This window comes from Pseudarthrobacter sp. ATCC 49987 (assembly GCF_009928425.1).
Lineage (GTDB): Bacteria > Actinomycetota > Actinomycetes > Actinomycetales > Micrococcaceae > Arthrobacter.
In genome coordinates this window covers 3626310-3651107 of record NZ_JAABNS010000001.1, presented here as the reverse complement: position 1 = coordinate 3651107, position 24798 = coordinate 3626310, and the positions used below count along the sequence as shown (strand labels likewise).

General features: G+C 68.4%; 27 protein-coding genes. 16 read left to right on the top strand and 11 right to left on the bottom strand.

Annotated elements, in window-relative coordinates; genetic code table 11:
• Positions 1-200: 200 nt before the first annotated feature.
• Positions 201-956 carry a DsbA family protein gene (locus GXK59_RS16895; RefSeq protein WP_160668527.1) on the bottom strand — a complete coding sequence of 252 codons (756 nt, stop codon included), beginning with the start codon at positions 954-956 and terminating at the stop codon, positions 201-203.
• 251 nt (positions 957-1207) lie between these two features.
• Between GXK59_RS16895 and GXK59_RS16890 the strand changes: the two genes are divergently transcribed.
• Positions 1208-1633 (top strand): DsrE family protein, encoded by a 426-nt coding sequence (locus GXK59_RS16890; protein WP_160668526.1) that lies wholly within the window; start codon positions 1208-1210, stop codon positions 1631-1633.
• 24 nt (positions 1634-1657) lie between these two features.
• Here the strand turns inward: GXK59_RS16890 and GXK59_RS16885 are convergent, their stop codons facing one another.
• The 3 genes from GXK59_RS16885 to GXK59_RS16875 form a co-directional block, all read right to left on the bottom strand.
• A complete protein-coding gene (locus GXK59_RS16885; protein WP_160668524.1) occupies positions 1658-2203 on the bottom strand; it encodes a hypothetical protein in 546 nt (181 codons plus the stop codon).
• The gene (locus tag GXK59_RS16880) at positions 2200-3516 is read right to left on the bottom strand and encodes an MFS transporter (protein WP_160668522.1); all 1317 of its coding nucleotides are present in this window, start codon (positions 3514-3516) and stop codon (positions 2200-2202) included. Before GXK59_RS16880 ends, GXK59_RS16885 begins: the two co-directional genes overlap by 4 nt.
• 291 nt (positions 3517-3807) lie before the next feature.
• The gene (locus GXK59_RS16875) at positions 3808-4413 is read right to left on the bottom strand and encodes a DUF6919 domain-containing protein (RefSeq protein WP_160668520.1); all 606 of its coding nucleotides are present in this window, start codon (positions 4411-4413) and stop codon (positions 3808-3810) included.
• Between the two features lie 274 nt (positions 4414-4687).
• Here GXK59_RS16875 and GXK59_RS16870 point away from each other — a divergent pair, with 274 nt between their 5' ends.
• The gene (locus tag GXK59_RS16870) at positions 4688-5254 is read left to right on the top strand and encodes a LacI family DNA-binding transcriptional regulator (protein ID WP_160668518.1); all 567 of its coding nucleotides are present in this window, start codon (positions 4688-4690) and stop codon (positions 5252-5254) included.
• 23 nt (positions 5255-5277) lie between these two features.
• On the opposite strand, the gene GXK59_RS16865 is transcribed toward GXK59_RS16870, so the two are convergent.
• On the bottom strand, positions 5278-6285 hold the full coding sequence (locus GXK59_RS16865; RefSeq protein ID WP_160668516.1) for a bile acid:sodium symporter family protein: 1008 nt from the start codon (positions 6283-6285) through the stop codon (positions 5278-5280).
• A gap of 279 nt (positions 6286-6564) precedes the next feature.
• Here GXK59_RS16865 and GXK59_RS16860 point away from each other — a divergent pair, with 279 nt between their 5' ends.
• Positions 6565-8079, top strand: coding sequence for a SulP family inorganic anion transporter (locus tag GXK59_RS16860; protein WP_202129153.1), 1515 nt, complete (start codon positions 6565-6567; stop codon positions 8077-8079).
• 26 nt (positions 8080-8105) lie between these two features.
• Here GXK59_RS16860 and GXK59_RS16855 read toward each other — a convergent pair whose 3' ends face one another.
• On the bottom strand, positions 8106-8399 hold the full coding sequence (locus GXK59_RS16855; RefSeq protein ID WP_160668514.1) for a DUF4287 domain-containing protein: 294 nt from the start codon (positions 8397-8399) through the stop codon (positions 8106-8108).
• Between the two features lie 236 nt (positions 8400-8635).
• On the opposite strand from GXK59_RS16855, the gene GXK59_RS16850 reads away from it, so the two are divergent.
• Positions 8636-9076 carry a protein-tyrosine phosphatase family protein gene (locus GXK59_RS16850; RefSeq protein WP_160668512.1) on the top strand — a complete coding sequence of 147 codons (441 nt, stop codon included), beginning with the start codon at positions 8636-8638 and terminating at the stop codon, positions 9074-9076.
• A 212-nt stretch (positions 9077-9288) separates the two neighbouring features.
• The gene (locus tag GXK59_RS16845) at positions 9289-10041 is read left to right on the top strand and encodes a peptidase E (RefSeq protein WP_160668510.1); all 753 of its coding nucleotides are present in this window, start codon (positions 9289-9291) and stop codon (positions 10039-10041) included.
• Positions 10042-10513: 472 nt separating this feature from the next.
• On the opposite strand, the gene GXK59_RS16840 is transcribed toward GXK59_RS16845, so the two are convergent.
• Positions 10514-11620, bottom strand: coding sequence for a GTP pyrophosphokinase (locus GXK59_RS16840; RefSeq protein ID WP_160668508.1), 1107 nt, complete (start codon positions 11618-11620; stop codon positions 10514-10516).
• A 237-nt stretch (positions 11621-11857) separates the two neighbouring features.
• Here GXK59_RS16840 and GXK59_RS16835 point away from each other — a divergent pair, with 237 nt between their 5' ends.
• The 9 genes from GXK59_RS16835 to GXK59_RS16795 all read left to right on the top strand — a co-directional run bounded on the left by GXK59_RS16835 (position 11858) and on the right by GXK59_RS16795 (position 20031).
• Complete coding sequence (locus tag GXK59_RS16835; RefSeq protein ID WP_160668506.1) at positions 11858-12652, top strand: alpha/beta hydrolase; 795 nt, start codon at positions 11858-11860, stop codon at positions 12650-12652.
• A 43-nt stretch (positions 12653-12695) separates the two neighbouring features.
• Positions 12696-14087 (top strand): TrkH family potassium uptake protein, encoded by a 1392-nt coding sequence (locus GXK59_RS16830; RefSeq protein ID WP_160668505.1) that lies wholly within the window; start codon positions 12696-12698, stop codon positions 14085-14087.
• Complete coding sequence (locus GXK59_RS16825) at positions 14080-14775, top strand: potassium channel family protein (protein ID WP_160668503.1); 696 nt, start codon at positions 14080-14082, stop codon at positions 14773-14775. Before GXK59_RS16830 ends, GXK59_RS16825 begins: the two co-directional genes overlap by 8 nt.
• A gap of 77 nt (positions 14776-14852) precedes the next feature.
• The gene (gene nhaA / locus GXK59_RS16820; protein WP_160668501.1) at positions 14853-16202 is read left to right on the top strand and encodes a Na+/H+ antiporter NhaA; all 1350 of its coding nucleotides are present in this window, start codon (positions 14853-14855) and stop codon (positions 16200-16202) included.
• Between the two features lie 82 nt (positions 16203-16284).
• Complete coding sequence (locus GXK59_RS16815; protein ID WP_160668499.1) at positions 16285-17289, top strand: carbohydrate kinase family protein; 1005 nt, start codon at positions 16285-16287, stop codon at positions 17287-17289.
• Positions 17290-17298: 9 nt separating this feature from the next.
• Positions 17299-17811 carry a YbhB/YbcL family Raf kinase inhibitor-like protein gene (locus tag GXK59_RS16810; protein ID WP_160668497.1) on the top strand — a complete coding sequence of 171 codons (513 nt, stop codon included), beginning with the start codon at positions 17299-17301 and terminating at the stop codon, positions 17809-17811.
• Between the two features lie 135 nt (positions 17812-17946).
• A complete protein-coding gene (locus GXK59_RS16805) occupies positions 17947-18765 on the top strand; it encodes an HAD family hydrolase (protein WP_160668496.1) in 819 nt (272 codons plus the stop codon).
• 118 nt (positions 18766-18883) lie between these two features.
• Positions 18884-19132 carry a hypothetical protein gene (locus GXK59_RS16800; protein ID WP_160668494.1) on the top strand — a complete coding sequence of 83 codons (249 nt, stop codon included), beginning with the start codon at positions 18884-18886 and terminating at the stop codon, positions 19130-19132.
• Between the two features lie 155 nt (positions 19133-19287).
• Positions 19288-20031, top strand: coding sequence for a glycerophosphodiester phosphodiesterase (locus GXK59_RS16795; protein ID WP_160669237.1), 744 nt, complete (start codon positions 19288-19290; stop codon positions 20029-20031).
• A gap of 15 nt (positions 20032-20046) precedes the next feature.
• On the opposite strand, the gene GXK59_RS16790 is transcribed toward GXK59_RS16795, so the two are convergent.
• Together GXK59_RS16790 and GXK59_RS16785 are read right to left on the bottom strand one after the other, a co-directional pair.
• Entirely contained in the window at positions 20047-21018 is a 972-nt protein-coding gene (locus tag GXK59_RS16790) for an ADP-dependent NAD(P)H-hydrate dehydratase (protein ID WP_160668492.1), read from the bottom strand.
• Complete coding sequence (locus tag GXK59_RS16785) at positions 21002-21781, bottom strand: histidine phosphatase family protein (RefSeq protein WP_160668490.1); 780 nt, start codon at positions 21779-21781, stop codon at positions 21002-21004. Before GXK59_RS16785 ends, GXK59_RS16790 begins: the two co-directional genes overlap by 17 nt.
• Positions 21782-21898: 117 nt before the next feature.
• Here GXK59_RS16785 and GXK59_RS16780 point away from each other — a divergent pair, with 117 nt between their 5' ends.
• Positions 21899-23023: a glycerate kinase gene (locus GXK59_RS16780; protein WP_160668489.1), complete on the top strand. Its 1125-nt coding sequence runs from the start codon at positions 21899-21901 to the stop codon at positions 23021-23023.
• Positions 23024-23027: 4 nt separating this feature from the next.
• On the opposite strand, the gene GXK59_RS16775 is transcribed toward GXK59_RS16780, so the two are convergent.
• Positions 23028-23690 carry a DUF6766 family protein gene (locus tag GXK59_RS16775; RefSeq protein ID WP_160668487.1) on the bottom strand — a complete coding sequence of 221 codons (663 nt, stop codon included), beginning with the start codon at positions 23688-23690 and terminating at the stop codon, positions 23028-23030.
• Between the two features lie 44 nt (positions 23691-23734).
• Positions 23735-24187, bottom strand: a complete 453-nt coding sequence (locus GXK59_RS16770; protein ID WP_160669236.1) for a DUF6328 family protein — start codon at positions 24185-24187, stop codon at positions 23735-23737.
• Between the two features lie 317 nt (positions 24188-24504).
• On the opposite strand from GXK59_RS16770, the gene GXK59_RS16765 reads away from it, so the two are divergent.
• On the top strand, positions 24505-24759 hold the full coding sequence (locus tag GXK59_RS16765) for a hypothetical protein (RefSeq protein WP_202129152.1): 255 nt from the start codon (positions 24505-24507) through the stop codon (positions 24757-24759).
• Positions 24760-24798 lie beyond the last annotated feature (39 nt).

The window sequence follows — 24798 nt, the reverse complement described above, 5'->3', positions numbered from 1 at the left end:
AAGGGAGCCGAGAACCCCGGCAAATATGCCCAGCGGCACCAGGGTGCTCAGCAAGCCCAGATAGAACAGCCCCGTCCGTGCCACCAGCCGGGTCGTGGTGGAGAAGGCGTACGCAAAGAAGGCCGGCAACAAGAGGGCGGAGCAAGGGCTCAACAGGGTCAGGACCCCGCCCAGGAATGCGCCAGCGTAGCCGATGTCCATCAGTTGACCCTGGCCGACTTCAGTGCGGCGTCGATGGCTTTCTCAAAGCTGGCCATCGGCTGTGCCCCAACGAGCGGGGTGTCGTTCACCAGGAAGGTGGGGGTGCCGGTGGCGCCCAGGGACGCGGCCTCCTGGGCATCCTTCGACACCGCCGCCTTGAGGTCGGCGGAGTCCAGATCCGCTTCGAACTTTTTCAAATCAGGGACTCCCGCGTCGCCGGCAAGCTGGACGAGCCGCTCCCGGGGCAACTCTGCGTGGCCGCGTTCCGGCGCGATGGTGTAGACCGCCTTGTTGAATTCCCAGAACCGGCCCTGCTCGCCGGCCGCACGTCCGGCGACGGCAGCGGCGGACGACTCCGCCCCGAAGACCGGCAGGTCGCGCCACTCCACTCTCAGGTCGCCGCGGTCGACGTATTTCGCCACCAGCGGGGGAAGGGTGTCTCGGGAAAACAGCCCGCAGAAAGGGCAGCGGTAGTCGGCATACTCCACCAGGATGACCGGAGCATCCTGGCTTCCGATCGCGGTCGGATCGCCTGCTTTCCGGCGGGACATGTCCAGTTTTTCGCCGGCAGGGCTCTTGGGGTCCTGGGACTGCTGCTGTTGTTCGGTGGCGTCTTTTTGGGCCGCTGCACCTTGGTAGGAGAGTAGTCCCACGAACAGCAGCAGCACGGCGATGCCCAGTGCAGGCAAGACAATCGATGCAGTGCGGGGGCGTGGCTTGGCGGCTGCAGGCCCGGGCTTGGTCAAAGTGGGCATCCGGACTCCTCAAGCGTTCCGTCGAGGAACGAAATGTTTAGACATTTGACAGTCTGCGAGGCTACGTGACATAAGTGCCGTTGTAAAACACCCAAAATCCCACTTCGGGACCCGGGCGGGAGGCTGGGCCGCTATGCGCCGGCCCGTCTTCGAGGGAATGTTTGTACATTTCCAGGGAGCAGGCGCTAGCATGCAGGAAACGGCCGGCCCGGCTCCGATGCGGGCGGCCCATCCGCGCCGAAGGAGATCGCATGTCTGAATTTGCGTCCGACTGCCATGCCGAGGACACCGCCGAAAACGGCGGGACCCATCCGGGGGAGCGCGCAGGGCGGGGCCGGCGCGGACTCGTGGCCCATTCGGCCGGTCCTTTGCCGGATGACGCACTTGCCGGGGTGCTACGCAGCAGCCAGAACGCTGTTGCGGCGCTCGGACCAGGGGTTCCCATCGAGGCTGTCATCCAGGGGCCCGGGGTGGCGCACTTGGCGGAGGGTTCGGTTCTCGGTGAAGCCATCTCCGCCGCCGTCGCCAGCGGCGTCCGGGTGCTGGCGTGCGGGAACAGCCTGCGGTCGGCGGGGGTGGCTGCGGAGCACCTGCTGCCCGGCGTCGGGATAGTTCCGGCGGCCATCGCCCACCTTGCCGAACGTCAATGGGACGGCTGGGCCTACATCCGCCTGTAGCCAGTACCCGCTCTCCCTGTCGGCTCAGCCCTGCGGCCGCGGCTTGGTGGGGAACAGCGGGCGGCAGTCGGTGCAGACGTCGACGTCCGAATCTCCTGATCCGCTGCGGCCCAGCGTGACCTTGCGCTCCAGCTCCAGTCGACCGTGCAAGGCCCATGCCATCACGGCCAGGGACAGCAGTCCGACGGCGATCTGGACTGACGGAAGCGCTTCCCTCGCCGAACTCGCCCACACCGTGCCGAAGAGGCCCAGGACGGGCCAGCGCAGATCGCACAGCGTGGCCGCCGCGCCGACCGGTGCGTTCACGTAGCTCCCAGCCAGGAGGCCGGCCAGGATCGAGCCCGCACCCACCAGGGCGTAGCCCGTCCAGCCGGTGCCGGCGCCGGCAATCATGCCGTTGGCAGCCACCAGGAAGACGGCGGCAAGGACGGTCGCAGCGAAGGACGTGGCCACCCGTGCCCTGGACCAGTTGCGGAGCACCTGCGGGAGCTGCCGCAGCCTGCTGCGGCTTGCGGGCGCCCCGGCCGTGACCGGGCGGGTGTTCTCTTCGGGCGTGCTGTTGACTGTCATGGCTGCTCCTGGTCTTGGGCGGGGCGCCGTGGCTGCAGGGCTGTCCAGATGATGACAGTTGCCACCAGGGCGATGGAGAGGAAACCGAGCCCGGAATACCCGACGGCGGCCAGCACCGGTCCGGCCAGCGCGCCTCCGGTCGCCCCGGCCGCGTTCATGCTCAGGTCCGACACGCCCTGGATCGCCGGCCGGTCCTGCACATGCGCCGACTCGGCCACGAGGGCGGACCCGGCAACCACGGAGGCGGACCAGCCCAGCCCCAGCAGGATCAGGCTCGTGGTGACGGCGGTGCCGGAGTCCGGCGCGAGTCCGGCCAGGACGAGTGACACCAGCAGCATTGCCTGGCCCAGCAGGATGGTGGGCAGCCGCCCGACCTTGTCCGCCATCCAGCCGAAAACGGGAGACAGTGCGTACATGCCGGCGATGTGCAGGCTGATCGTCAGGCCCACCACCGTGAGGCTGGCCCCATGGTCGCGCAGGTGCACAGGCGTCATGGACATGAGCGCCACCATCGTGGCGTGGCTGAGGGCGACGGCGGCCACCGCATACCTTGCCCGGGGGTTGCTTCGCAGAATCCTCAGGCCGCTCTTGGGCTTGGGTGCTTCGAGATCGGTAACCCGGGAGGCCATCACGGTAAGGAGGGGGTCGGGCCGCAGGCCCGTTGCATAGACGACGGCGGCCGCCAGTTGGGCGGCCACGGAAAAGGCGAAAGCGCCCGTCAGCGGGGGCAGGCCAAGGGCGGCCCCGACGATCTCGCCGGGCCCGAACAGGTTGGGACCCAGGACGGCGCCGATCGTTGTGGACCACACCACGATCGAGAGGTCCCGGCCCCGGGACCCGGGGCGGGACAGGTCGGTTGCGGCAAAACGGGCCTGCAGATTCACGGCGGAGCCCGCGCCGAGGAGCATCAGGCCCAACAGCAGCAACGGGAAGACGCCCAGCGAGGCGGCGGTGATTGCCGTGACGGCACCCGCCCCGGCAATCAAGGCGCCGGTGGACAGCGAGACCCGCCGGCCGCGGGCCTGGGCCAGTCGGGCCAGGGGGACGGCCGCGAAGGCGGCGCCGAGGGTGCTCATCGTGGCGGCCATGCCGGACCACGCGTTGGACCCGGAGAGCTGCGCTGCAAGCAGGGAGCCCAGGGAAAGCGTCGCTCCCATGCCGATGCCGCCGAGAATCTGGCCGCCGACGAGCACGGAGACAACGCGGCGTTGCAGGCGGGGACTTTCCGGTCCGGGCTGGGCCGGGGGTGTGACTGTTTCCGTGCTGGTGGACCGGCCTGGCTTCAAGGCTTCCGGCCGTTCATGTGTGCTCATGGTGATCCTTTTGCGCTCCCGGGCATGGCCCCTGCGGCCGGGACACCTTCAATATACCCTATGGGGTATTATTGTTGGTATTAGGTGCTGCATCCGCGGCACCCCGATTTTGGAGATCCTATGTGCGCTGCAGTTCGTTGTAATCGTTGCGGAAAAATCACCTGGGCCGGCTGCGGCGAGCATGTCGACTCGGTCATGGCCGATGTGCCCCAGGACCAGCGCTGCACCTGCGGTGACTAGGGGAACGGTCAGCCCCCGGGTTTCATGAGCGGGGCTCGGCCTAGAGTATGCCTAGCCGCCGGTTTCCAGCGCCTCAAGGACTGCGGTCAGGAGGCGTCCGTTTCTGCCCCAGGCCGGGTCGAAGACCTCCACGTACCAGGACTCGGCCAGCAGGAGGGCAAGGGTTTCATTGGCCTCCTCGGACCAGTCGCGGAGCTGATCCCCGCCGACCGGCCCTTCGCTGCTGCCGAGGACCGTCACCACTTCGCCATCCCGCAGGGTCACGGGGATGGAGGCCTGACTTGCTTCGCCGGGAGCATGTGCCACGGTAACCAGGCCGGTCCGGGTGGACAGGTCCAAGAGCGCCGACGCAGACTCCGCACTGCAGAACCCCGTCACGTAGCTGCGCTGCGCGTGGCCTTCGGCGAGCACGCCGGGTTGGGACTCCTTGGTGAAGAGCCCGTTGCGGTTCAGCTCCGCGAGCACGCCGGCGATGGATTTGGTTTCGTCGTCGATGCTGGGGGTGAAGGTTCCGGGCTGGTACTCGCTCCGGCCTTCCAGCCAGCGCGCGGTGAGCTCGCCGGCTGCGAGGATGGTGCCCGCCTGCCGCCAGACTTCGCGGTCTGCCAGGAGCCGCCCGAAGGAGTCCCGCTCGGTGGTGTATCTGTCGTCTGCCATATTTGAACGCTACGCCTCTCCGGCGGTGGTAGCACTGGGGCCCGCTGACCACACGCCAGGCAGCATCCCCCAAAGATCAGGGCGGGCCGCATTCCCGGTGGCCGATAGGGTCCGTCCACACCCGGTGAAACGGCCTCCATGGATCTCCGGGGCTCCCCCGGCTCGAGGCGAGGGATCCGTGCTTCGGGCTAAGGTTCACAGTGGGGGTCCACCCCCGGACGAAGTTCTAAGCAACGCCGCGACTCAACGGCGGAGAAGTACCCGGGAGTTATCAGTGCGGCACGGATCCAAGCCCACCATCCGCGACGTCGCGGAGGCCGCAGGGGTGTCCCTGACCACCGTCTCCTACGTGCTTTCGGGCCGTCCCGGCGGCAACACCCGGATCAGCCAGCCCACCCAGGACCGCGTTCATGCCGCGGCCCGCGAACTGGGCTATGTGCCGAACCGGGCCGCCCGCGGGATGCGGCGCGGACGCACCGACGTCGTGGCCGTCGCCATCACCGACCTTGAGAATTCCTGGGACCGCGCGCTCGCCGTGGCAGCCGCCGGGACCCTGCCCCGGCACGGCTACCAGCCGGTCATCCTTGTGGGCGAGAGCTGGCGGCAGTTCATGCTCTCCGGAGGCGCCGACGCCGTCATCCTCGGCTCGAAGCCGGCGGAGCGCACCGCCGCCGACCTCGAGACGATGACGGAACTCGCTGCCCGCGGAGTCGCCCAGCTGGCATTCTCGGACACTCTGCAGCCGGACGGTGTCGACGTCCTGGCGCCGGGGGCCGCGGGCACGGCGGATGCGCTCGCCGAGCGCGCCGTCGCGATGATGCTCGAACGGCTGCGCGGCTAAACGCCCTGGCCGGGCGTCGGCCTTTACGAGTCCAGCAGCGGGCGCCGCGCCAGCCAGGCCGCGACGATGGCGCCGGAGATGTTGTGCCACAGCGAGAACACGGCCGACGGCAGCGCTGTCAGCGGGCTGAAGTGCGCCGTGGCCAGGGTCGCGGCCAGGCCCGAATTCTGCATGCCGACCTCGAAGGCCAGCGCACGGCGGGCCTTGTCATCCAGGCGCCCCAGTTTGCCGGCCAGGTACCCCAGGCCCAGGCCGAAGCCGTTGTGCAGCACCACGGCCAGGAACACGATCCCGCCGGCGGCGACGATCTTGCTGGCGCTGCCGGCCACCACAATCGCCACAATCAGGGAAATCACGACGGCGGAGGCCCAGGGCAGGACCGGCAGCAGCCGGGCCACGAGCTTCTTGAGGAAGAGGCGGGCCAGCAGGCCGGCGATCACCGGCAGCAGGACGGTCTTGACGATGTCCAGCACCATGCCGCCGGCGTCGATCTGCAGGTAGGAGCCGGCCAGGAACAGCACCAGCAGCGGCGTCACGATCGGGGCGATCAGGGTGGACACGGAGGCGACGGCGACCGAGAGGGCAACGTCGCCCTTGGCCAGGAACGCCATCACGTTGGACGCGGTGCCCGAGGGCGCGCAGCCCACGAGGATCAGGCCCACGGCCAGTTCCGGCGACAGGTTCAGGGCGACGGCGATCAGCCAGCCGGCGCCGGGCATGATGACGTAGTGCGCCACAATGCCCAGGACCACGGCCCAGGGACGCTTGGCCACGGAGGCGAAGTCGGGAGGGGTCAGGGTGAGGCCCATGCAGAACATGATGATGCCCAGGAGATACGGCACGCTGGGGCCGAGGGGCTTGAAGGCGCCCGGCAGCAGGTACCCGGCGACACCGGCGATGACGACCAGCAGCGGGAAAACGGTCACCGCGATGCGGGCGATCTTGGCCTCGGCTGCGAGGGCGGGATTGACCGGGACCGCGCCAGCGCTGGTCTCGGGGGCGGACTGCGGGGTTTTGGTTGCCTCAAGCATCCAAGCATGGTGCCACTGCCGGCGCCCCGGAACCAGTTCGTGACCGTTCCGCAGGCGAATATGTCAGATTTCTTTGGGGCGGCCGGCCCGCGGGAGGCGGCTCCCGGCGCCCACGGTAAAGTTGCCCTTGCAGGACGAGCCGGCCGCCTCAGGCCGACGCCCTCGCCTCCTGACTTCCCTTCCGGCGCGTTGCGGCGCCCACTTTGCCGACGTCGCCCAGCCGTTGCTGAATACCGAAGCCGCCGCGTCGCGCCTTCCCGAGACTGAACGGAGCCAGCAATGGCCACCAAATCCGCCCCGGCCCTGACCCCGGAGCAGCTCCAGTCCGTCCGTGGCACCCTGCGCTCCCCGCGCCGGCTGAAGACCGAGGTCCTCGGCGGGCTGGTCGTCGCACTGGCCCTCATCCCGGAGGCTATCGCCTTCTCGATCATCGCCGGCGTCGATCCGCGGGTCGGTCTCTTCGCCTCCTTCACGATGGCAGTCACCATCGCTTTCGTCGGCGGCCGCCCGGCAATGATCTCGGCGGCTACCGGCGCCGTCGCTCTCGTGATCGCCCCGCTGGTGAAGTCCCACGGCCTGGACTACCTTGTCGCAGCAGTGATCCTGGCTGGCGTCTTCCAGATCATCCTGGGACTGTCCGGGGTGGCGAAGCTCATGCGGTTCATTCCCCGGTCGGTCATGGTCGGCTTCGTCAACGCGCTGGCCATCCTGATCTTCATGTCCCAGGTCCCCGAGCTGATCGGCGTCCCCTGGCTGGTCTACCCGCTCACTGCACTGGGCCTGCTGATTGTCTTCGGACTGCCCCGGCTGACCCGGGCCATCCCCGCGCCGCTTGTGGCGATCGTGGTCCTGACGCTCATCACGGTGCTGGCCGTCGTTGCCGTTCCCACGGTGGGGGACAAGGGTGCGCTGCCCGATTCCCTGCCGGCCCTGTTCATCCCGAACGTGCCGTTCAGCCTCGAAACCCTGCAGGTTATCTTCCCGTACGCCCTGGCCATGGCCTTCGTGGGGCTGCTCGAATCCCTCATGACCGCGAAGCTCGTCGACGACATCACCGATACCCGGTCCCACAAAACCCGAGAGGCCTGGGGTCAGGGCGTGGCGAACATCGTCACCGGCGTCTTCGGCGGCATGGGCGGCTGCGCGATGATCGGCCAGACCATGATCAACGTGAAGGCCTCCGGCGCCAGGACCCGGATCTCCACCTTCCTGGCCGGTGTATTCCTGCTGATCCTCGTGGTGGTCCTCGGCGACATCGTCTCGCTGATCCCGATGGGCGCCCTCGTGGCCGTGATGATCTTCGTTTCAGTGGCGACCTTCGACTGGCACAGCATCCGGCCGTCCACGCTGAAGGCGCTGCCCAAGAGCGAAACGCTGGTCATGGTCGCCACCGTCATCGTCACCGTGGCCACCCACAACCTGGCGATCGGCGTCGGCGTCGGCGTGCTGGTGGCGATGGTGATGTTCGCCCGGCGTGTGGCGCACTTCGTGACGGTGGAACGGACCGTGGCAGAGGCCGACGGCGTCCCGGTGGCCACGTACGTCGTGGACGGCGAACTCTTCTTCGCCTCCTCCAACGACCTCTACACCCAGTTCGAATACGCACTGGACCCCGATCGTGTGGTCATCGACATGCATGCCAGCCACCTCTGGGACGCCTCGACGATCGCCGCACTGGATGCCGTCACCGAGAAGTACCGGCACCACGGCAAGGACGTGAAGATCGTCGGCCTCAACGATGCCAGCATCCTGATGCGCGAACGCCTTGGCGGCAGGCTCGGCGCGGACCACTAGGGCGGGAGCGCGCGTCCCCTCCGCTGTCAGGGCGCTGGCTTGGTCGCTTTACCGTCCAGCCAGAGCGTGTCGGAGTCGTCGCGGTGCACGCCGGAGGACCCGACGTGCTTGGAATCGATCTGCGGCCCGTTCTTGATGACGTGGACCAGCGCCATACCGTGGCCGCGTCCAAGCCCGTAGTCCTCCTTCAGCCAGTCGAGGATGGTACCGGCCTTCACGGAGGGAGCGGCGAACCCCTTCTGCCCGGCCAGCTCCACGAGTTGGCGCGGGGTGAGGCCGGTCTTGTCTTCGATGGTGTCGAGATAGGCCTGGAAAGACATGGCGGGCTTCCTTTCAGCGGACGGCGGGTTCCTCCGTCACTCTAGGGACAGCCGGCACGTCCCGCCAGCGCTTCTTCAATCCGGACCTGCGCGCTCCTGCCCAGTTGCTTCTGCGCGGACACGGAAAAGCCCGGCGTGTCGGGCGGATCGACAGCGCTACCGGGGTGCGGCCGGGAAGGAACTGGGCGGGAACGCAGCCGGTGCGTGATGCCGGCGGGAGGGCTACGCTCGGGAATATGACGCAGACCTGGGATCCGGGCCAGAACGGAGTCCTTGAATTTCCGTCCGGCCGGCTCATCCGCGGTCGTGGCCTGCTCAGGCCGTTTCCCGCCGGGCAGCATCCCGACTTTGGCCTGTACCTGCTGGGGAAGCGCCCGGGTCCGGTGCCGTGGGATTCCCGCTGGGTCCGCTGGCGGGACTTACACGTTCCGGCCGACGACGCCGACACCCTGGACGCGCTTATCGAGGCCTGGCGCCGCGCCGAGAGCGAGCGGGTGGAAGTCGCCTGCTGGGGCGGCCGGGGCCGGACCGGCACCGCACTGGCCTGCATCGCCGTCCTGGACGGTGTCCCCGCCGCGGAGGCCGTCGCCTTCGTCCGCGCGAACTACCGGCGGGGAGCCGTTGAGACTCCGTGGCAGCGGAAGTACGTCGCCCGGTTCCGGGGCCCCTGGGGATAGGCCGCCCACTGCACCCCGCCTTTCTCGACGCGCCAACCCCATTTCGACGCGCCAAATTCCTGGCGCGCCCGTATCCGGGTAGCGCCCGGAATTCCGCGCGTCGCAGGCGCGAAGCAGCCGCGCCGGCTCGCCCGCGGCGTGTTTTTTAGCAGTTCCGGCCGACCTCGGTAGGCTCAAGTGCAATATTTGCCCCGACCCAGGAGACACTCTTTATGCCTGCCGAAAGTCCGACAATTCTTGCGACCTCCGGCGGCTACAAGCCGGGGACACGCACCCGCCTGGAATTCAACAAACTGGTCCATTACGCGGTGGACTTGTCCGGTGTCGCCGGACGGGCGCCCAAGGTCGCGCACGTCGGCACCGCCAGCGGGGACCAGCGGTGGTTCAACAATGAGATCAGCGAAGCGGGAAACGTCGCCGGCTTCCAGCTCAGCCACCTGAACCTGTTCACCATGCCCAACGTCGGCAACATCGAGGAGTACCTGCTCGGCCAGGACGTCGTGTGGGTCAATGGCGGTTCCGTGGTCAACCTCCTCGCCGTCTGGCGCGCCCATGAACTGGACGCGATCTTCCGGCGCGTCTGGGAAGCCGGAGTGGTGCTGGCCGGCGTTTCGGCCGGTTCGATCTGCTGGTTCAACGGCGGAACGACCGATTCTTTCGGTCCTGAGCTCCGCGCCGTGAGCAACGGGCTGGGGCTGCTCCCTTACGACAACGGGGTCCACTACGACTCCGAAGCCGCACGCCGCCCCCTCGTGCACCGCCTGGTGGCGGACGGAACGTTGGGCGAGACCCACTGCACCGACGACGGCGTGGGCCTGCTGTACCGCGGGACCGAACTGGTCGGGGCCGTCACGGAAACGCCGGGCAAGGCCGCCTACCGCGTTCGGCTGATCGCATCCGGCGGCTCAGCCGCCGAATTAGTCGAGGAACGGCTCGAGCCGACCGGGCTTTGGGAGCACCAATGACTCACTCCGTGGCCTTCGTTGCTCCGATGACTCCGCGCTTCGACCGGGCGAAGGCCGCAACAGCGAGGAAAATGCCGAGGGCACAGAGGGCAGTCGCCGCAAGCTGGGACCCCAAATGCCTGTCCGTAACAATTCCCAAGGAAATGGTCAAGGGGAACCAGATGATCAGCCATCCGGCAACGACAACAACGGTTCCGGGCAGGGATAGCCCCCCGCGTCCAGACAAAACGCCAAGAGCCATGGCCGCAGTTGTCAGGCCACCGATGATCATGGCTGCAAGACCCAGCCGTGCCAGTCCGGGATCGACGGAGTCAATGGCATAGACCCGCGGCGGCCTCCAGAACGCCGGTCAGCAACGAGAACAGCCCTGCCGCCGTCACGAGCGTGGCCATGATCGTCATCCTGGTACTCGGGGTCATAGTCCCAGAACCTAGCACCAGCGGACCCGGCGTGGGCACACGCGCCGTGAGCCCTACCCCTGCGTCAGCCGGTACCGCTCGATCTGTTTGAGCCGCCGCTGGAGGCTGTCGCGCCGCGGGTGCGGGACGGCGTCGGCCGGTTCCGCGGTGAGATCGATGTGTGTGGTGCCGTACTGCCAGAGCAGCAGGTCATCGAGGAGCCGGTCCGGGCCGGGGGAGTAGCGGTGGTCCAGGGCCTTGCGGACCTCGGTGATGCGGTTGGCGCTGAGCAGCCCGGCCAGCTGCATGGTCTGGTTAAGGCCGTGGGCTGCCATCAGCTCGGCGGCCCAGCCCCAGTCGTCGTCGACCTTCCGGTCCACGTGGGGCAGGAGCGTGCGCCAGACGTCGCGGATCCGGTTCGGGGTGAGCTGCGCGGCGCCTTCGCCGTCCATGTCCCAGTAGCTGCGGACCTCCTCATAGCGTTCGTGCAGGTCAGCGAACGCCCCCTCCACGGTTTCCAGCATGGCGGCCGTGGCGGTGAACTGGCGGTCGAAGTGCGGCGTCCAGGCGCGCGGATCCTCGGCCTTGAAGCGGATGTCGTGCTCGATCTCGCTCCAGGCGTGCGCGAACACGGTGCGGATCTGGCATTCGAAGAAGTAGCTGCCGTTCGGCTGGACCTCCGGGTTGAAGGCCTGCTGGTACTCCTTGACGGCCTCGTTCTGGATGGTCCGCAGGATCAGGTGCCGGCTGGAATAGCCGTAGGTCCCCGACTCGATCGAGCCGATGTCCTTCTCGCGGTCCCCGCGGCAGTCAAAGAGCTGGCGCTGGCGTTTGATCAGGTTGGCCACCACCGCGTTCTCCGCCGGCAGCTTGGTGATCACCCGGATGCCCACCATGTCATTGAGGGTCCGGAACGGGTCCGGGAACTTCAGCACGGGCGGACCGCCCGGCTCCAGCGGCTCCTCCGTCCGGGAGATCTTCTCGCGGAATGATTCGACCGTTTTGGTCCGGCCGGTAACGAACAGCGGCGTCACCTCGGTGCCCTTGAGCATGGCCCGCAGCGTCAGCAGGACCTCGCGGGTGACCAGCTTCAGGGCAGGGCGCACCCGCTCGTAGAGTTCCACGTTTACCTGCACGGAGTCGCGCAGGTTCACGTCCAGTCGATCCCAGTTGCTCGCCATGCCTCCAGCTTACGGCCGGGGTACGACGGCGGAGGGCTGACACCCCCGCGCGGTCCTGACGTGAGCCGGAACCGCCGGAAAGCTGCGGCCGCAGCTGCCTTACGCCGTGCCGCGCGGCGCTCAAGGTAGGCTCGGCACATGGCTGATGTGCGGCGTCGGGCTGTGATCGCGGCCGCAGCGACGGTGACTCTGGGGGCAGTCTCCGCCGCCTGTTCACCGGGCCCCAAGGAGGACACTGTGAAACGGCATAGGTACAGCTACGGCGATGACCCCAGCCAGTGGGGTGAGCTCTTCCTGCCGGATGCTGCGGTTACCAAGGGTGTGGTGGTGGTCATCCATGGCGGCTACTGGCGCTCGCAGTACGGTGCGGAACTCGGCGAACCCCTGGCCAAGGACCTGGCGGCGCACGGCATGGCCGCCTGGAACCTCGAGTACCGCCGCGCCGGCAATGGCGGCGGCTGGCCCCATACCTTCGCCGACGTGCTCGCCGGAATCGACAAGCTCGGCGACATCGCCGGAGACCATGGCCTCGGCCTGGACAGGGTCGTGGCGCTGGGGCACTCGGCTGGCGGCCACCTTGCCGTGTGGGCGGCGGGACGGACCCGCCTGGCCCAGCTCGGCGCCCCGGACGCGGACCGCCAGCTGTTGCGCAAGGACGACGACGGCGCGGTGCACCTGACCGGCGTCGTCAGCCAGTCCGGGGTGCTGAACCTCGCTGAAGCCGAACGGCTGAACCTCAGCAACGGCGCAGTCAGCAACCTGCTGGGCGGTTCCTCCGAGAAATACCCGAAACGGCATAAATATGCGGACCCGATGAGCGCCGTCCCGCTGGCGGTCCCCGTCTATGCCGTCCACGGCACGGACGATGACACTGTTCCCGTGAGCCAGTCCGACTCCTACGCTGCGGCGGCCAAGTCTGCCGGCGCGCCCGTCCAGCTCCTGAAGGTCCCGGGGGATCATTTCGCCCTGATCGACCCGAAGGCCGCCGCCTACCGGAAGTGCCGGGAACTGGTGCAGCTCCTGCTGGGCTGAACCGCATCAGAGGCGCGCGGCGCCCGGTGATAGCGTGACCCCTATGCAAGTTGAAGTTCCCGCGGTCCTGCGCGCCCTGGCAGCGGGCTTCACCAAGTTCATCCGGGCGTTCGCGCCGCGCCACCCGGCCCAGGTGATCGTCGTTGGCTTCGCCGGTGCCGTCGCCGCCGGCACCGGGCTGCTGTTGCTCCCGGTGGCCAAGGCAGGTGGGGGTGGTGCGGGCCTGCTGGAGGCCCTGTTCACCGCCACCTCAGCCGTCTGCGTAACGGGCCTGATCACCGTGGACACACCGGTTTTCTGGAGCGGATTCGGCCAGGGGGTCATCCTGGTCCTGATCCAGGTCGGCGGGTTCGGCGTCATGTCATTCGGCACGCTGCTCGGGGTCCTGACCGCCCGACGGCTGGGCCTGAGGTCCCGAATTTCCGCCGCCGCCGAGACCAAGAGCAGCGGCTTCGGCGACGTCCGCCAGGTGCTGATCGGAGTTCTGCTCATCAGCCTCATCGTGGAAGCGGCCCTTGCGCTGGTCCTTACGATCCGCTTCATGGCCGGGTACGGCTATCCACTCGGCGACGCCGTCTGGCACGGGGTGTTCCACTCCATCTCGTCCTTTAACAACGCCGGCTTTGCCCTGTATTCAGACAACCTGATGGGATTCGTCGGCGACCCCTGGATCTGCCTTCCGATAGCTGCCGCTGTGATCATCGGCGGCCTCGGATTCCCGGTACTCTTCGAACTGGGCCGGCAGTACCGGCGTCCGATCCACTGGAGCATGAACACGAAACTCGTCCTCGTCGGCTCGGCCATCCTCCTGGCGGGCGGCGCAGTGTTCCTTACCGCCGTCGAATGGGCCAACCCGACAACCCTGGGCAGCCTCCCTCCTGCCGAACGTGTGCTGGCCGGCTTCTTCCAGTCCGCCATCACCCGTACGGCCGGCTTCAACAGCATCGACATCGCCCAGATGAATCCGGTGTCCTGGCTGGGCATGGACATCCTCATGTTCATCGGCGGAGGCCCGGCCGGAACTGCAGGCGGCCTGAAAATTACCACTTTCGCCGTCCTGTTCTTCATCCTCAGCACCGAACTGCAGGGTGGAACGGCTGTGAACATCTTCGGCAAGCGACTGTCCCGCGCGGTGCACCGCCAGGCCATTACGGTGGTGCTGCTGGCGATCGCCCTGGTCACCGGCGCGACGATGTTCCTGATGCTGATCACCGATTTCGGGCAGGAGCGGATCCTGTTCGAGGTAATTTCGGCCTTCGCCACGGTCGGGCTGTCCACCGGCATCACTGCCGCCATCCCTCCTGCGGGCCAACTGGTGCTGATCCTGCTGATGTTCGTCGGGAGGCTGGGCCCGGTGACGCTTGGCGCGGCCCTGGCCCTGCGCGAACGACCCATGCTCTACGAATATCCCAAGGAAAGGCCCCTCATTGGCTAGGAACATTTTTTCGTCCCACTCCTCTGCAGCCGGTGACAAGGCGTCCTCGGTGGTGGTCATCGGGCTGGGCCGCTTTGGCGGCTCGCTTGCCCTGGAGCTGGAGGCGCAGGGCACCGAGGTGCTCGGCATCGACGCCAGCGAGGAAATCGTCCAGTCCTTCAACGGACGCCTCACCCATGTGGTCCGGGCCGACTCCACGAAGGAAGAAGTGCTTCGCCAGCTCTCGGTCCATGAGTTCGACCGGGCGGTGGTCGGGATCGGCTCGGACATCGAAGCCAGCATCCTGACGACCTCCCGGATCCTCAAATTCCGGCGCCCCCAGATCTGGGCGAAGGCCATCAGCGAACCGCACGCAGAGATCCTTGGCCAGCTCGGCGTCGAGCACGTCATCCGGCCGGAACACGACATGGGCAAACGCGTCGCGCACCTGGTCCTCGGTTCGATTCTTGACTATGTGGAATTCGAGGACGACTTCGTAATGATCCGGACCAGCCCGCCGTCCGGCATCCGCGACCGTCCCCTCGGCGTGCTCGGCCTCCGGGACAAGTACGGTGTCACCATCGTGGCGGTCAAGCGGCCCGGCGGCAAATGGGGCCACACGACGGCGCAAACGGTGCTCTACGACGACGACCAGATCATCGTCCAGGGCAGCAAAGCCAAAGCCGAACGGTTCGCCACCATGTCCTGACCCACTAGACTGGGGGGCAGGTGCGCCGGGAAGTCTGGTCGGCATAGTTCAGTCGACCCAAATTTTAGGACTCCCGCATGAGCCCCACACCTCCTCCCTCCCGGCCCCGTTTGACCATCTTTGGGCGCGGCAGCTACGCCGAATCCCTCCGGATCGGCGAAATCCTTCGCAAGGAGACAGTCGGCGGCGCCCTCCTGGTTGCCGCCGCCGTGATCGCCCTGATCTGGGCCAACTCGCCGGTTTCCGCGAGCTATTTCGCGCTGCGCGACTTCAAGTTCGGCTATGAACCGTGGCACCTGGAACTAAGCCTGGGGGCCTGGGCGGCCGATGGGCTGCTGGCGATCTTCTTCTTCCTGGTCGGACTCGAACTCAAGCGTGAGTTCATCGCCGGGGACCTGCGGCAGCTGGACAAATCGATCGTTCCGGTCGCTGCGGCCGTGGGCGGCGTGGCCATCCCGGCCGTAATCTACGCCGTCGTGAACCTCGTGAGCCCGGAAACCCTGCGCGGGTGGGCGATCCCCACCGCCACCGACATTGCCTTCGCCGTCGCCGTGCTGGCCATCATCGGATCCCACCTGCCCAGCGCCCTGCGGATCTTCCTGCTGACACTCGCCGTGGTGGACGACCTGATCGCCATCACCATCATCGCCGTCTTCTACACCAGCGACCTCCAGCCGCTGCCGCTGCTGCTGGCGCTGCTACCCCTGGCCCTTTACACCTACCTCGCGCATAAATACCGGCGCTTCTTCGGGACCAGGGCGGCCGCGGCCTGGGTCATCCTCCTGCCGCTGGGCGCGGCGACGTGGGCCCTCGTCCACGCCTCGGGCATCCACGCGACCGTGGCAGGCGTGCTGCTCGGCATCGCCATCCCGGTCCTGCGCTCGCAGGCCAGCGGGGGACCGGAGGCCGGTCCGGGCCTTGCGGAGGTCTTTGAGCACCGGTTCCGCCCGATCTCGGCCGGCGTCGCCGTCCCGATCTTCGCTTTCTTTTCCGCGGGCGTCGCCGTGGGCGGCTGGGACGGGCTGGTCTCGGCGCTGACCGACCCGGTGGCTATCGGCATCATCATGGCGCTGGTCCTCGGCAAGCCGATCGGCATCATGGGCACCACCTGGCTCCTCACCAAGGTCACGAAGGCGCGGCTGGACAACAGCTTCAAGTGGATCGACGTCTTCGGGGTGTCCCTGCTGGCCGGCATCGGCTTCACCGTCTCACTCCTGGTGGCCGAGCTGAGCTTCGGCCATGGCAGCCTCCACGACGACCACGCCAAGGTGGGCATCCTCGCCGCTTCCGTCCTGGCGGCCCTGCTCGCCACGGTGGTGCTGAGGGCCCGTAACAGGCAGTACCGGCAGGCAGAAGAAGCGGAAAAGGTCGACTCGGACCAGGACGGGATCCCGGACGTCTACCAGCAGGACGACAGCGCCCGGTAGCCCGCTCGGCGAGGGCCTGAACCAGCCACCCGCATTGCGGAACACCCGGGCGCCGGCCCGCGTTCTCTGGCAGAGTATGAGCATGCTCACAGTTATTGGCGAGGGCCTGGTTGATGTGGTCCAGCGTTCCTCCGGTATCCAGGCCCATGTCGGCGGAAGCCCGCTCAACGTCGCCGTGGGGCTGGCCCGGCTGGATCATCCGGTGCAGTTCATCGGCCGCTACGGGCGCGACGCCTACGGCGAAGCGGTGGCGGCCCACCTGAAGTCCAGCTCGGTGCTGCTGCCGCTGGGCCCCGATGAGCTCCCCACGTCCGTGGCCGTCGCCCTGATCGACGACGACGGCGGCGCCAGCTACACCTTCGAGCTCGCCTGGGAGCTGCCCGGGCTCGCGGGCCGGCTGCCGTTTATGCTGCAGGCAACGACGCTGCTGCACACCGGCTCGATTGCCACCATGCTGGCTCCCGGGGCCGCCGAGGTGCTCGCCGCCGTCGAACATGCCCATCCCCTGGCCACGATCAGTTTCGACCCCAACTGCCGGCCCAGCATCATCACCGACGTCGACTATGCGCGCCGGCAGGCGGAGAAGTTCGTCACCCTGGCGGACGTGGTGAAGGCCTCGGATGAGGATCTCGCCTGGCTGTATCCCGGCGAGGATCCGCTGGATTCGGCCCGCCGCTGGCTTGCGCTGGGCGGCTCGGAAGGCCCTGCCATGGTGGTGGTGACCCGCGGCTCGCAGGGGCCCTGGGGGGTGAATGCCGCCGGCGAAGCGCACTTCCCGGCGCCGTCCGTGAAAGTGGCGGACACCGTTGGCGCCGGCGACTCCTTTATGGCGGCGCTGCTCTCCGGCGTGGTGGACCTGGGCCTGGCCGGGGCGCAGAACCGCAAGGACCTGCGTGAGCTCTCCGCCGAAAGCCTCCGCGACCTCCTGGCCCGCGCCGCCTGGGCCGCCGCGGTCACCGTATCCCGGGCCGGCGCCAACCCGCCCACCCGTGCCGAACTGAACCGGATGGAGCTCGGCGCCCAGGCCCCGCATCCGACGGAAACCGCGGGCAGCGGCCCCGAAAGTGCAGATCTCCCCAGCAACTGAAAGGCAGCCATGACACACCACGATGCCCCGTCTTTCCGCGTCAGCAGTGAGTCATTCCTCGACGGCCAGATCCTGCCGACCGCCCAGCGCGGTGCCTCGACCGGCGCCGGTGCCAAGGACGAATCGCCCCAGCTGAGCTGGAGCGGTGCCCCGGCCGGAACCCAGAGCTACGCCGTCACCGTGTTCGATCCCGACGCCCCGGGCCGCGGCGGTTTCTGGCACTGGGCCGTGCTCGACGTCCCGGCCGGCGTCAACAACCTCCCGGCCGGGGCCGGGTCGCGCCAGGGCCGGCACCTGCCGCCTGGCGCGTTCCAGCTGAAGAACGACGGCGGCGCCACCGGCTATCTGGGGGCAGCCCCTCCGCGGGGCCACGGCCCGCACCGGTACGTCGTCACGGTCCACGCCCTCGGCGTCGCGCACTCCGGGCTCGACCCCGCAGCCCACCCGGCGAAGCTGGAGTCGAAGCTCGCCCCGCACACCCTGGCCCGGGCGAGCCTGACCGGCATCTACGAACGGCACTAGCGGGCCCGCCGCCGTCGGCCCAGCCGCGAGCCGCCGCCGAATTCGCCGGTAGCCTGCCCGGGTCGCCCTAACGTTCCGGCGACCGGGACGGTTTCCCGCGAATTCGACGTCAGGGCGCCCGCGTAGACTGGCAGTATGCGGCTGGTAGCAAGTGACATTGACGGAACGATCCTCGGCCACGACGGCAAAATCAGTGACCGGACCGTCCGTGCGTTCCACGCCTGCCGGGAAGCGGGCATCGAACTGGTCTTCGTGACGGGCCGCCCGCCGCGCTGGCTGCACCCCCTGCAGGAGCAGCTGGGCCACACCGGCACCGTCATCTGCTCCAACGGCGCCGTCGTCTGGGACCTCGAAGCCGACCGCATGGTCTCACCCCGGGCCCTGCAGCTCGACGCCGTCTTCGAGGCCCGCCGCATCATCCAGCGGCTGCGCCCCTCCGCGCTGTTCGCTGCGGAAACCCTGACCGGATTCCATTTGGAACCTGGGTTTATTGGGACCGGCTCCAGCGGGCTGCTCGCTGAATTCACACCGGCTCCGCTGCACACCACGCTCACGGCGGCGGACTCCGTGGTCAAGTTCCTTGCCATTGTCCGGGAGGGCACTGCCGACGAATTCCTGGCCGAGGTCACGCCCGCCGTCGCCCACCTTGCTGCGGCAACGCACTCGGCGCCGAACGTTGCGCTTCTGGAACTCTCCCTGCCCGGTGTCAACAAGGCCGTCACGCTTGCCGAGTACGCGGCCGCCTTGGGCGTCCAGTCCGCCGATGTCGTGGCGTTCGGAGACATGCCCAACGACATCGAGATGCTCCGCTGGGCCGGCGACGGCTACGCGATGGCCAGCGGCCACCCCGAAGCCATCCTCGCGGCCGGGCAGCAGGCGCCGCACTTCGACGACGACGGCGTCGCCCAGATCCTCGAGGCCAAGCTCGGAGCCCTGGGCATCCCGCTTCCCTGACCAGGCTGACCAGGCCGCCCGGGCGGACGCCGGACTCCCAGTTCCCGGACAACTCGCGTTCATCTTCGCGTCCTACGCTGGAATTTCACGACGGATTTTTGACTGATGGTGGGAAGTCATGGCCAGGTACCGCACGGAGAATTTTGACGACACGCCCCTGCGCCCGGTGGTGCCGGACGCGCACTGGAAGAGCCTGCAGCAGGGCGACCGCGTCAGCGTCAGGCTGGCGCACGGGTACGAAACCGGCGGCCGGGTGGACGCCGTTACGGCGGACCACACCGCCGTGTGGGTGCACCTCGACGGCGGCCGCGGCCGCACGCTCCTGCACTGCAGTGACGGCGTGGAGATTCTCCCGCACACCAACTGATCCCGGCCTCCGGATCCAGACCCTCCCTGCTGGACTTCGCCTGGGCCGCCGAGCGGTGCAGCCGAGGGCTCCGATAGGCTTCAGGTGTGAGCACCCCGCACCCGTTTTTTGCTACCGGCCCTGCCGTCGGAGACGGTCCGCGGCCTCCCGTGGCCATGGCCCACCGCGGCTTCTCCCGGGACGGGCTGGAGAACTCCATGGCGGCGTTCCGCGCCGCCGTCGAACTGGGGTTCCAACACCTGGAGACGGACGTGCACACCACTGCCGACGGCGTCCTGCTGCTGTTCCACGACGAAACCCTGGACCGGGTCACGGACGGGCGCGGCCGGATCTCGGAACTCCCGGCGGAGACCGTCGCGCAGGCGCGAATCGGCGGCGCGGAGCCCATCCCGCTGTTTGAGGAACTTGCCACCGCCTTCCCGGATGTCCGGCTTAACCTGGACGTCAAGGACTGGAACTCGGTGGACGCCCTGGCGGCGGCGATCGAACGGTTCGGGCTGCACGACCGCGTCCTGATTGCCAGCTTCTCGGACCGCCGCCGCCGGGCCGTGCTCAAACAGCTGAGCCGCCCCGCCGCGAGCTCCGCCGGAATGGTGTCCAACGCCCTCTATATCCTGCTGGGCCCGGTCCTCCCGGTGCCCCTGCTGCGCCTCACTGCAGGGCGCGCGCTCCGCGGCGTGCACGCCCTGCAGGTTCCGGTCAGCTACGGTGCCGTGACCGTCGTGACCCCCGGCTTCGTCCGGCGCGCCCACCGGGACGGGCTGCAGGTGCACGTGTGGACCGTCAACGATCCCGCGGAAATGCACCGGCTGCTGGACCTTGGGGTCGACGGGATCGTCACCGACCGCGCGGACCTGCTCAAGGAAGTCCTGCAGGAACGTGGCGGCTGGAGCGGCTGAGCCCCGGTCAGGGCGTCAGGAACCGAGCTCCATCATCAGCGGCGGCAGTTCCTCCGTGAGTTCACGGGCGAGGTAGCCGAGACCGCCCAGCCGGCTCGCGAGCCTGTCGCCGGCCGCCGCATGCAGATGGGTGCCCCAGCAGGCGGCCTGCGCGTCCGTCGTTCCCCGCGCCCGCAGCCCGGCGATCGTCCCGGACAGCACGTCGCCGGAGCCGGAGGTGCCCAGACCGCTGTGTCCGGTAGTGATTTCCCACAGCGAGGCCCGGGCACCGCCGGCCCCACCGCCTCCAGTTTCGGAGACCGCGCGCCCGCCAGCCCCGCCGGGCCGGGCGATTACACCCTGGCAGCTCACCACCGCGCCGTACTTCTCCGCGAGCTCCGGTACGTCCCGGACCAGCTCCGCGGCGTCGTGCCCCAGCAGGATGCCCGCCTCGGCGACATTCGGGGTCAGGATCAGCCGGCCCTCCCAGGGGCCCAGCTCCCCGGCCAGCTCGGGCAGGCTGCCGAGGGCGAAGGCATCGAGGATGATGGCCGGCGGATGCTTCCCCGCAGGCACCTTGAGGAGCCCGCGGAGCAACGCGGTGGCCTCGTCCTTGTCGTCGAGGCCCGGGCCGATCAGGACCGCGTCTGCGGCTTCGACCGGCGCTGCGAGGACGGCGGCTGCCGAAGAGCCCTTGACCGTGCCCGAGGCGGTCTCCGGCAGCCTGAGCACGCCCGCCTCGGGCAGCGCGACCGCGAGCTGCACGGCCACTGATTCTGCCACGGCCAGGGTGAGCCGTCCCGCGCCGGAGCGCAGCGCGGCCACCCCGGCGAGCAGCGCGGCCCCCGGCGTCATCCGGGCCCCGCCGATCACCAGCACCGATCCGCGGTCGTCCTTGCCGGAGCCCCCGCCGGGCAGCGGCCAGTCCCGCAACAGGGTCGGCGTGACGGGCTCAGGGCGGACCGGCTCCCGGCCGGCCCCGGGGTGAGGCTTACCGTGGGTGGACATTGGCATCACCGGCATGTTCGGTCACGGGGATTCCTTCGCTCATCAGGTGGTCTGTCACGTTGAAGCTCTCCAGCTGCCAGCGGCCGGTGCCGCCCGGACGGACAAAACGGCTCACGGAGGCGTTGAGGATGGCCGTTGTGCCGGCGATGTCCAGCAGTTCGCCCTCCGTCTGCCCTTCCACGATGTAGCGGATCAGCAGTATGACGGCGTCGTGGCAGACCAGCAGCACCCGCTGGCCGGGGTACAGGCGGTCCAGGTCAGCCAGCAGGGAGCGCAAGCGGAGGACGACGTCGGCCCACGATTCACCGCCGGGCGGGCGGTAGTAGAACTTGCCCAGCCAGCGCCGCCGTTCGGCCTCCCGGGGGAGCCTGGCCTCCACTCCGGCCGAGGTGAGCATGTCCAGGATGCCGAGCTCACGGTCTCGCAACCGTTCATCCAGCAGGACCTGCGTCGTCCAGCCCCCGGTGCGCACGGCCTGTTCCGCCGTCTGCCGCGCCCGGAGATACGGGGAGGACCAGACGGCGGCACGCCCGTCCTCCGGAAACCCGGCAAGCAGGCCACCCAGCGCCAGCGCCTGCTCACGACCGGTTCCGGACAGCTCAACGTCGGCATCACGCGCCGGAACATTGATGACGTGCGCCCCGGACTGGTGTGCCAGAGTGGCGGCGACGTTCCCCTGGCTCTCGCCGTGCCGGACGAGCAGCAGTTCGCTTATACCGGGAGGGCCGGTGATGCGCTGGCGGGTCTGTCCGATGTCGTTCACTGCTACCCCCTGGTCCAGGCCGGTTCTGTGTGGCTGCCACGTTACTCCCGGCGCGGTGGCCTGTCGCCGCTGCCGGGGGTGACGGCGGTTGTCCGGGGCTGCTGGCAGGATAGGACCATGCGTATCCTGATCGCCCCCGACAAGTTCAAAGGCTCCCTGACCGCCGCCGAAGCCGCTGCCGCCATCGCCGAGGGTGCCTTGCGCGTCTATCCCGACGCCGAGACCATCCAGTTTCCGGTGGCCGACGGCGGCGAGGGAACCCTTGAGGCGGCCGTCACCGCCGGGTACGAGGAGCGGCTGAACGCCGTCGTCGGCCCGATCCTGGCACCCGTCGGCGCGGCCTGGGCGATCCGGAAGGACGCTTTCGGCGGGGCCACCGCAGTAATCGAGACCGCGCAGGCCTCCGGCCTTGCGCACATGGACCCCACCCCGGCCAACGCCCTGCGGGCGCACAGCTACGGCTGCGGCCAGCTGATCGCCGCCGCCCTCGACGCCGGCGCGACGGAGATCGTGCTGGGCCTGGGTGGCTCGGCGATGAGCGACGGCGGCAGCGGCGCCCTGCGCGCACTGGGCCTCAAGCCGCTCGATGCCGCGGGCAATGTGGTGCCGCTCGGCGGCGGCTCACTGGCCGACGTGGCACAGCTTGATGTCAGCGGCCTCGATCCGCGGCTGGGCGCGGTGACCTTCCGGATCGCCGTCGACGTGCAGAATCCGCTCTTCGGCAGCGACGGCGCCGCCCACGTGTTCGGGCCGCAAAAGGGCGCCGACGGGGACGCCGTAGAACTGCTCGACGCCGGACTGCGCAACTGGGCCTCGGTGCTGCGCCAATCCACCGGCCGGGACGTCAACGTTCCCGGGGCCGGCGCGGCCGGTGGCTTCCCGGCGTCGTTCCTGGCCTTCAGCAACGCCGCCCTGGAAGGCGGTTTCGAGCTGGTGGCCGGTCTCACTGGACTGGCCGGCAAGCTCGCTGAGGCGGACCTCGTGATCACCGGTGAGGGGTCGCTGGATTCTCAGTCGCTGACGGGCAAGGCTCCGATTGCTCTCGCCGACGCCGCACACCGCCTCGGGATCCCGGTGATTGTGGTCGCGGGACGGATCCTGGTCACCCCGGAGGACCTCGCCAACCATGGTGTGGTCGCCGCGGCTCAACTGCTGGACGTGGCCGGCAGTCCGGACGACGCCGTCGCGAACGCTGCAAAATACCTCACCTGGGCCACCAGCCAGGTGCTTGAGGGGGCGTAGGCGCTCAGGCGCCGGTCTCGTAGTGCGGCTCCGCGACCGGCTTGGATTCCGGCGAGCCTCTTTCGCGGAGGTAGACAGAAGCGCCGACGAGGACGCCGACGGCGAGGAATTCGCTTTGCCAGTTCTGGAAGGACTCAAACCAGAAGCGGCTCGTCGCGAGGTAGCCGAGGACGGTCACGGGCGGCTGTCCGTGGCTCTGCTGCTCAGAGCTGTATTCCTCGCTGCCGCCGACCGCGTGAAGCGCAAAGGAGGCCGCGAACAGCAGCAGGAACATGATCGACAGGGAGTGTTCGTAGAGTTTGAGGACCCAGCCGCCCCGCCGCACCGGCCACGGTGTGGCTTGCTTCAGGGTGGCGTCGCGGGGGTCCTCATCCTGCGGGGCCACCTTGCCCATCGGTTTCGACTCCGAGGATCCTTTCTGGAAGAGGAACACTGTCAGGATGACGTACATGCCCATCTGCAGGAACTCGGACTCCCAGTTTTCAAAGGTCGCCTCGAGGAACGCCCCGGTGCCGAGGTACCCCAGCACCGTCACGGCCGGCTCGCCGTGGGCCAGTTGGTCCTCGCTATAGTCGGCGGCCCCGCTGAAGACCATGCCGCCGAAGAACACCAGGAAAAGGCCGATATTGGCCAGCAGCAGCCCATGTTCCTTGACCCACTTGCTCACAGTTCCTCCTGGTAGTCTGCTGCGTTCCTGACTCGCGGTGTCCGTCATGTCATTTGTCCTTCCCCTGCCTGGCGGCGGAGCCTGCTCGGCACGTAGACCAGCAGGAGCAGCAGCACCGCCAACAGCATCGCCCCGGCTGTCAGCCCCGCCGTCCGGCCCGCCGTGACGTCGAAGACCAGTGCGGAGGTGCCGACGCTGAGGAGCCCGATGCCGGCCAGGGCAACCTTCGCGATCCTGTCCGCGCTGGACACCAGGGCGGCCCTGAGGTGCAGCCGGAACAGGCGGCGGTGCACGCTTACGGGCAGCAGGATCAGGGACGTCGTGAGGGCGGCCAGCGCAACGTTGGCGAGGTAGAGGGTGGTCTGGAAGTCGTCCAGTGTCGCGAACCTCGACTGGAACGGCAGGGTTAGCAGGAACCCCGCGAGGATCTGCACCCCGGTCTGCAGCACCCGCAGTTCCTGCAGCAGTTCCATCCAGTTGCGGTCCAGTTTTTCGATGCCGGACTCGTTCCGGAGGTCCGTCGCGTGCTTCCTAGATGCGGACGCTGCATGAGGATCGGATACTGGCTCTGGGTCGGACACGGGCGCGCCTCCGGGTGAATGCGGAACAGGCTGCGGTGGCAGCTAACACTCAACCTAGGCTTGAACCATGCGAAATTCAAGCCGGCACTAAGGGTGCTGATGAATTTGCGGGTAGGGTGGAATTGTCTACTTCGCGGGGACCGCTTCGCAGGCCCGGGTTAGCGCCCGGGGCCGAAGACAAGGACAGTGCAGGAGAGCCCGGAGCAGGACGCTTCGGAGGAACGGAGGAACAAATGAGTTCAGAAAACGCCAGCACAACCCCCGGCTACGACGCCGACACCGCCGGGAATTCCGGGGCCGCCCTGCCGTCCGCGGAAGCGGAAATGGACGAGACCAACACCGACAAGCCCGACGCCGGTCGGCCGTTCTCCTCGGAGCCCGGCCAGGACGCGGCCGGCCTGCCCGACGGATCGGGAACGGACTTGCCCGAGAACAAGACCCCCAAGGACCGCGACGACGACGATGAGGAAGCCTTCGACGCTGGCTAGGCTGGGCCTGAGCAAGGCCCCGTAGCGGAAGCCCAGGAT

What these genes read in the sequence shown, in the direction of transcription:
- GXK59_RS16895 (WP_160668527.1), bottom strand. Translation starts at nt 956, where the DNA reads ATGCCCACTTTGACCAAGCCCGGGCCTGCAGCCGCCAAGCCACGCCCC.
- GXK59_RS16890 (WP_160668526.1), top strand. Translation starts at nt 1,208, where the DNA reads ATGTCTGAATTTGCGTCCGACTGCCATGCCGAGGACACCGCCGAAAAC.
- GXK59_RS16885 (WP_160668524.1), bottom strand. Translation starts at nt 2,203, where the DNA reads ATGACAGTCAACAGCACGCCCGAAGAGAACACCCGCCCGGTCACGGCC.
- GXK59_RS16880 (WP_160668522.1), bottom strand. Translation starts at nt 3,516, where the DNA reads ATGAGCACACATGAACGGCCGGAAGCCTTGAAGCCAGGCCGGTCCACC.
- GXK59_RS16875 (WP_160668520.1), bottom strand. Translation starts at nt 4,413, where the DNA reads ATGGCAGACGACAGATACACCACCGAGCGGGACTCCTTCGGGCGGCTC.
- GXK59_RS16865 (WP_160668516.1), bottom strand. Translation starts at nt 6,285, where the DNA reads ATGCTTGAGGCAACCAAAACCCCGCAGTCCGCCCCCGAGACCAGCGCT.
- GXK59_RS16860 (WP_202129153.1), top strand. Translation starts at nt 6,565, where the DNA reads ATGGCCACCAAATCCGCCCCGGCCCTGACCCCGGAGCAGCTCCAGTCC.
- GXK59_RS16855 (WP_160668514.1), bottom strand. Translation starts at nt 8,399, where the DNA reads ATGTCTTTCCAGGCCTATCTCGACACCATCGAAGACAAGACCGGCCTC.
- GXK59_RS16850 (WP_160668512.1), top strand. Translation starts at nt 8,636, where the DNA reads ATGACGCAGACCTGGGATCCGGGCCAGAACGGAGTCCTTGAATTTCCG.
- GXK59_RS16845 (WP_160668510.1), top strand. Translation starts at nt 9,289, where the DNA reads ATGCCTGCCGAAAGTCCGACAATTCTTGCGACCTCCGGCGGCTACAAG.
- GXK59_RS16840 (WP_160668508.1), bottom strand. Translation starts at nt 11,620, where the DNA reads ATGGCGAGCAACTGGGATCGACTGGACGTGAACCTGCGCGACTCCGTG.
- GXK59_RS16830 (WP_160668505.1), top strand. Translation starts at nt 12,696, where the DNA reads ATGCAAGTTGAAGTTCCCGCGGTCCTGCGCGCCCTGGCAGCGGGCTTC.
- nhaA (WP_160668501.1), top strand. Translation starts at nt 14,853, where the DNA reads ATGAGCCCCACACCTCCTCCCTCCCGGCCCCGTTTGACCATCTTTGGG.
- GXK59_RS16815 (WP_160668499.1), top strand. Translation starts at nt 16,285, where the DNA reads ATGCTCACAGTTATTGGCGAGGGCCTGGTTGATGTGGTCCAGCGTTCC.
- GXK59_RS16810 (WP_160668497.1), top strand. Translation starts at nt 17,299, where the DNA reads ATGACACACCACGATGCCCCGTCTTTCCGCGTCAGCAGTGAGTCATTC.
- GXK59_RS16805 (WP_160668496.1), top strand. Translation starts at nt 17,947, where the DNA reads ATGCGGCTGGTAGCAAGTGACATTGACGGAACGATCCTCGGCCACGAC.
- GXK59_RS16800 (WP_160668494.1), top strand. Translation starts at nt 18,884, where the DNA reads ATGGCCAGGTACCGCACGGAGAATTTTGACGACACGCCCCTGCGCCCG.
- GXK59_RS16795 (WP_160669237.1), top strand. Translation starts at nt 19,288, where the DNA reads ATGGCCCACCGCGGCTTCTCCCGGGACGGGCTGGAGAACTCCATGGCG.
- GXK59_RS16790 (WP_160668492.1), bottom strand. Translation starts at nt 21,018, where the DNA reads ATGTCCACCCACGGTAAGCCTCACCCCGGGGCCGGCCGGGAGCCGGTC.
- GXK59_RS16780 (WP_160668489.1), top strand. Translation starts at nt 21,899, where the DNA reads ATGCGTATCCTGATCGCCCCCGACAAGTTCAAAGGCTCCCTGACCGCC.
- GXK59_RS16765 (WP_202129152.1), top strand. Translation starts at nt 24,505, where the DNA reads ATGAGTTCAGAAAACGCCAGCACAACCCCCGGCTACGACGCCGACACC.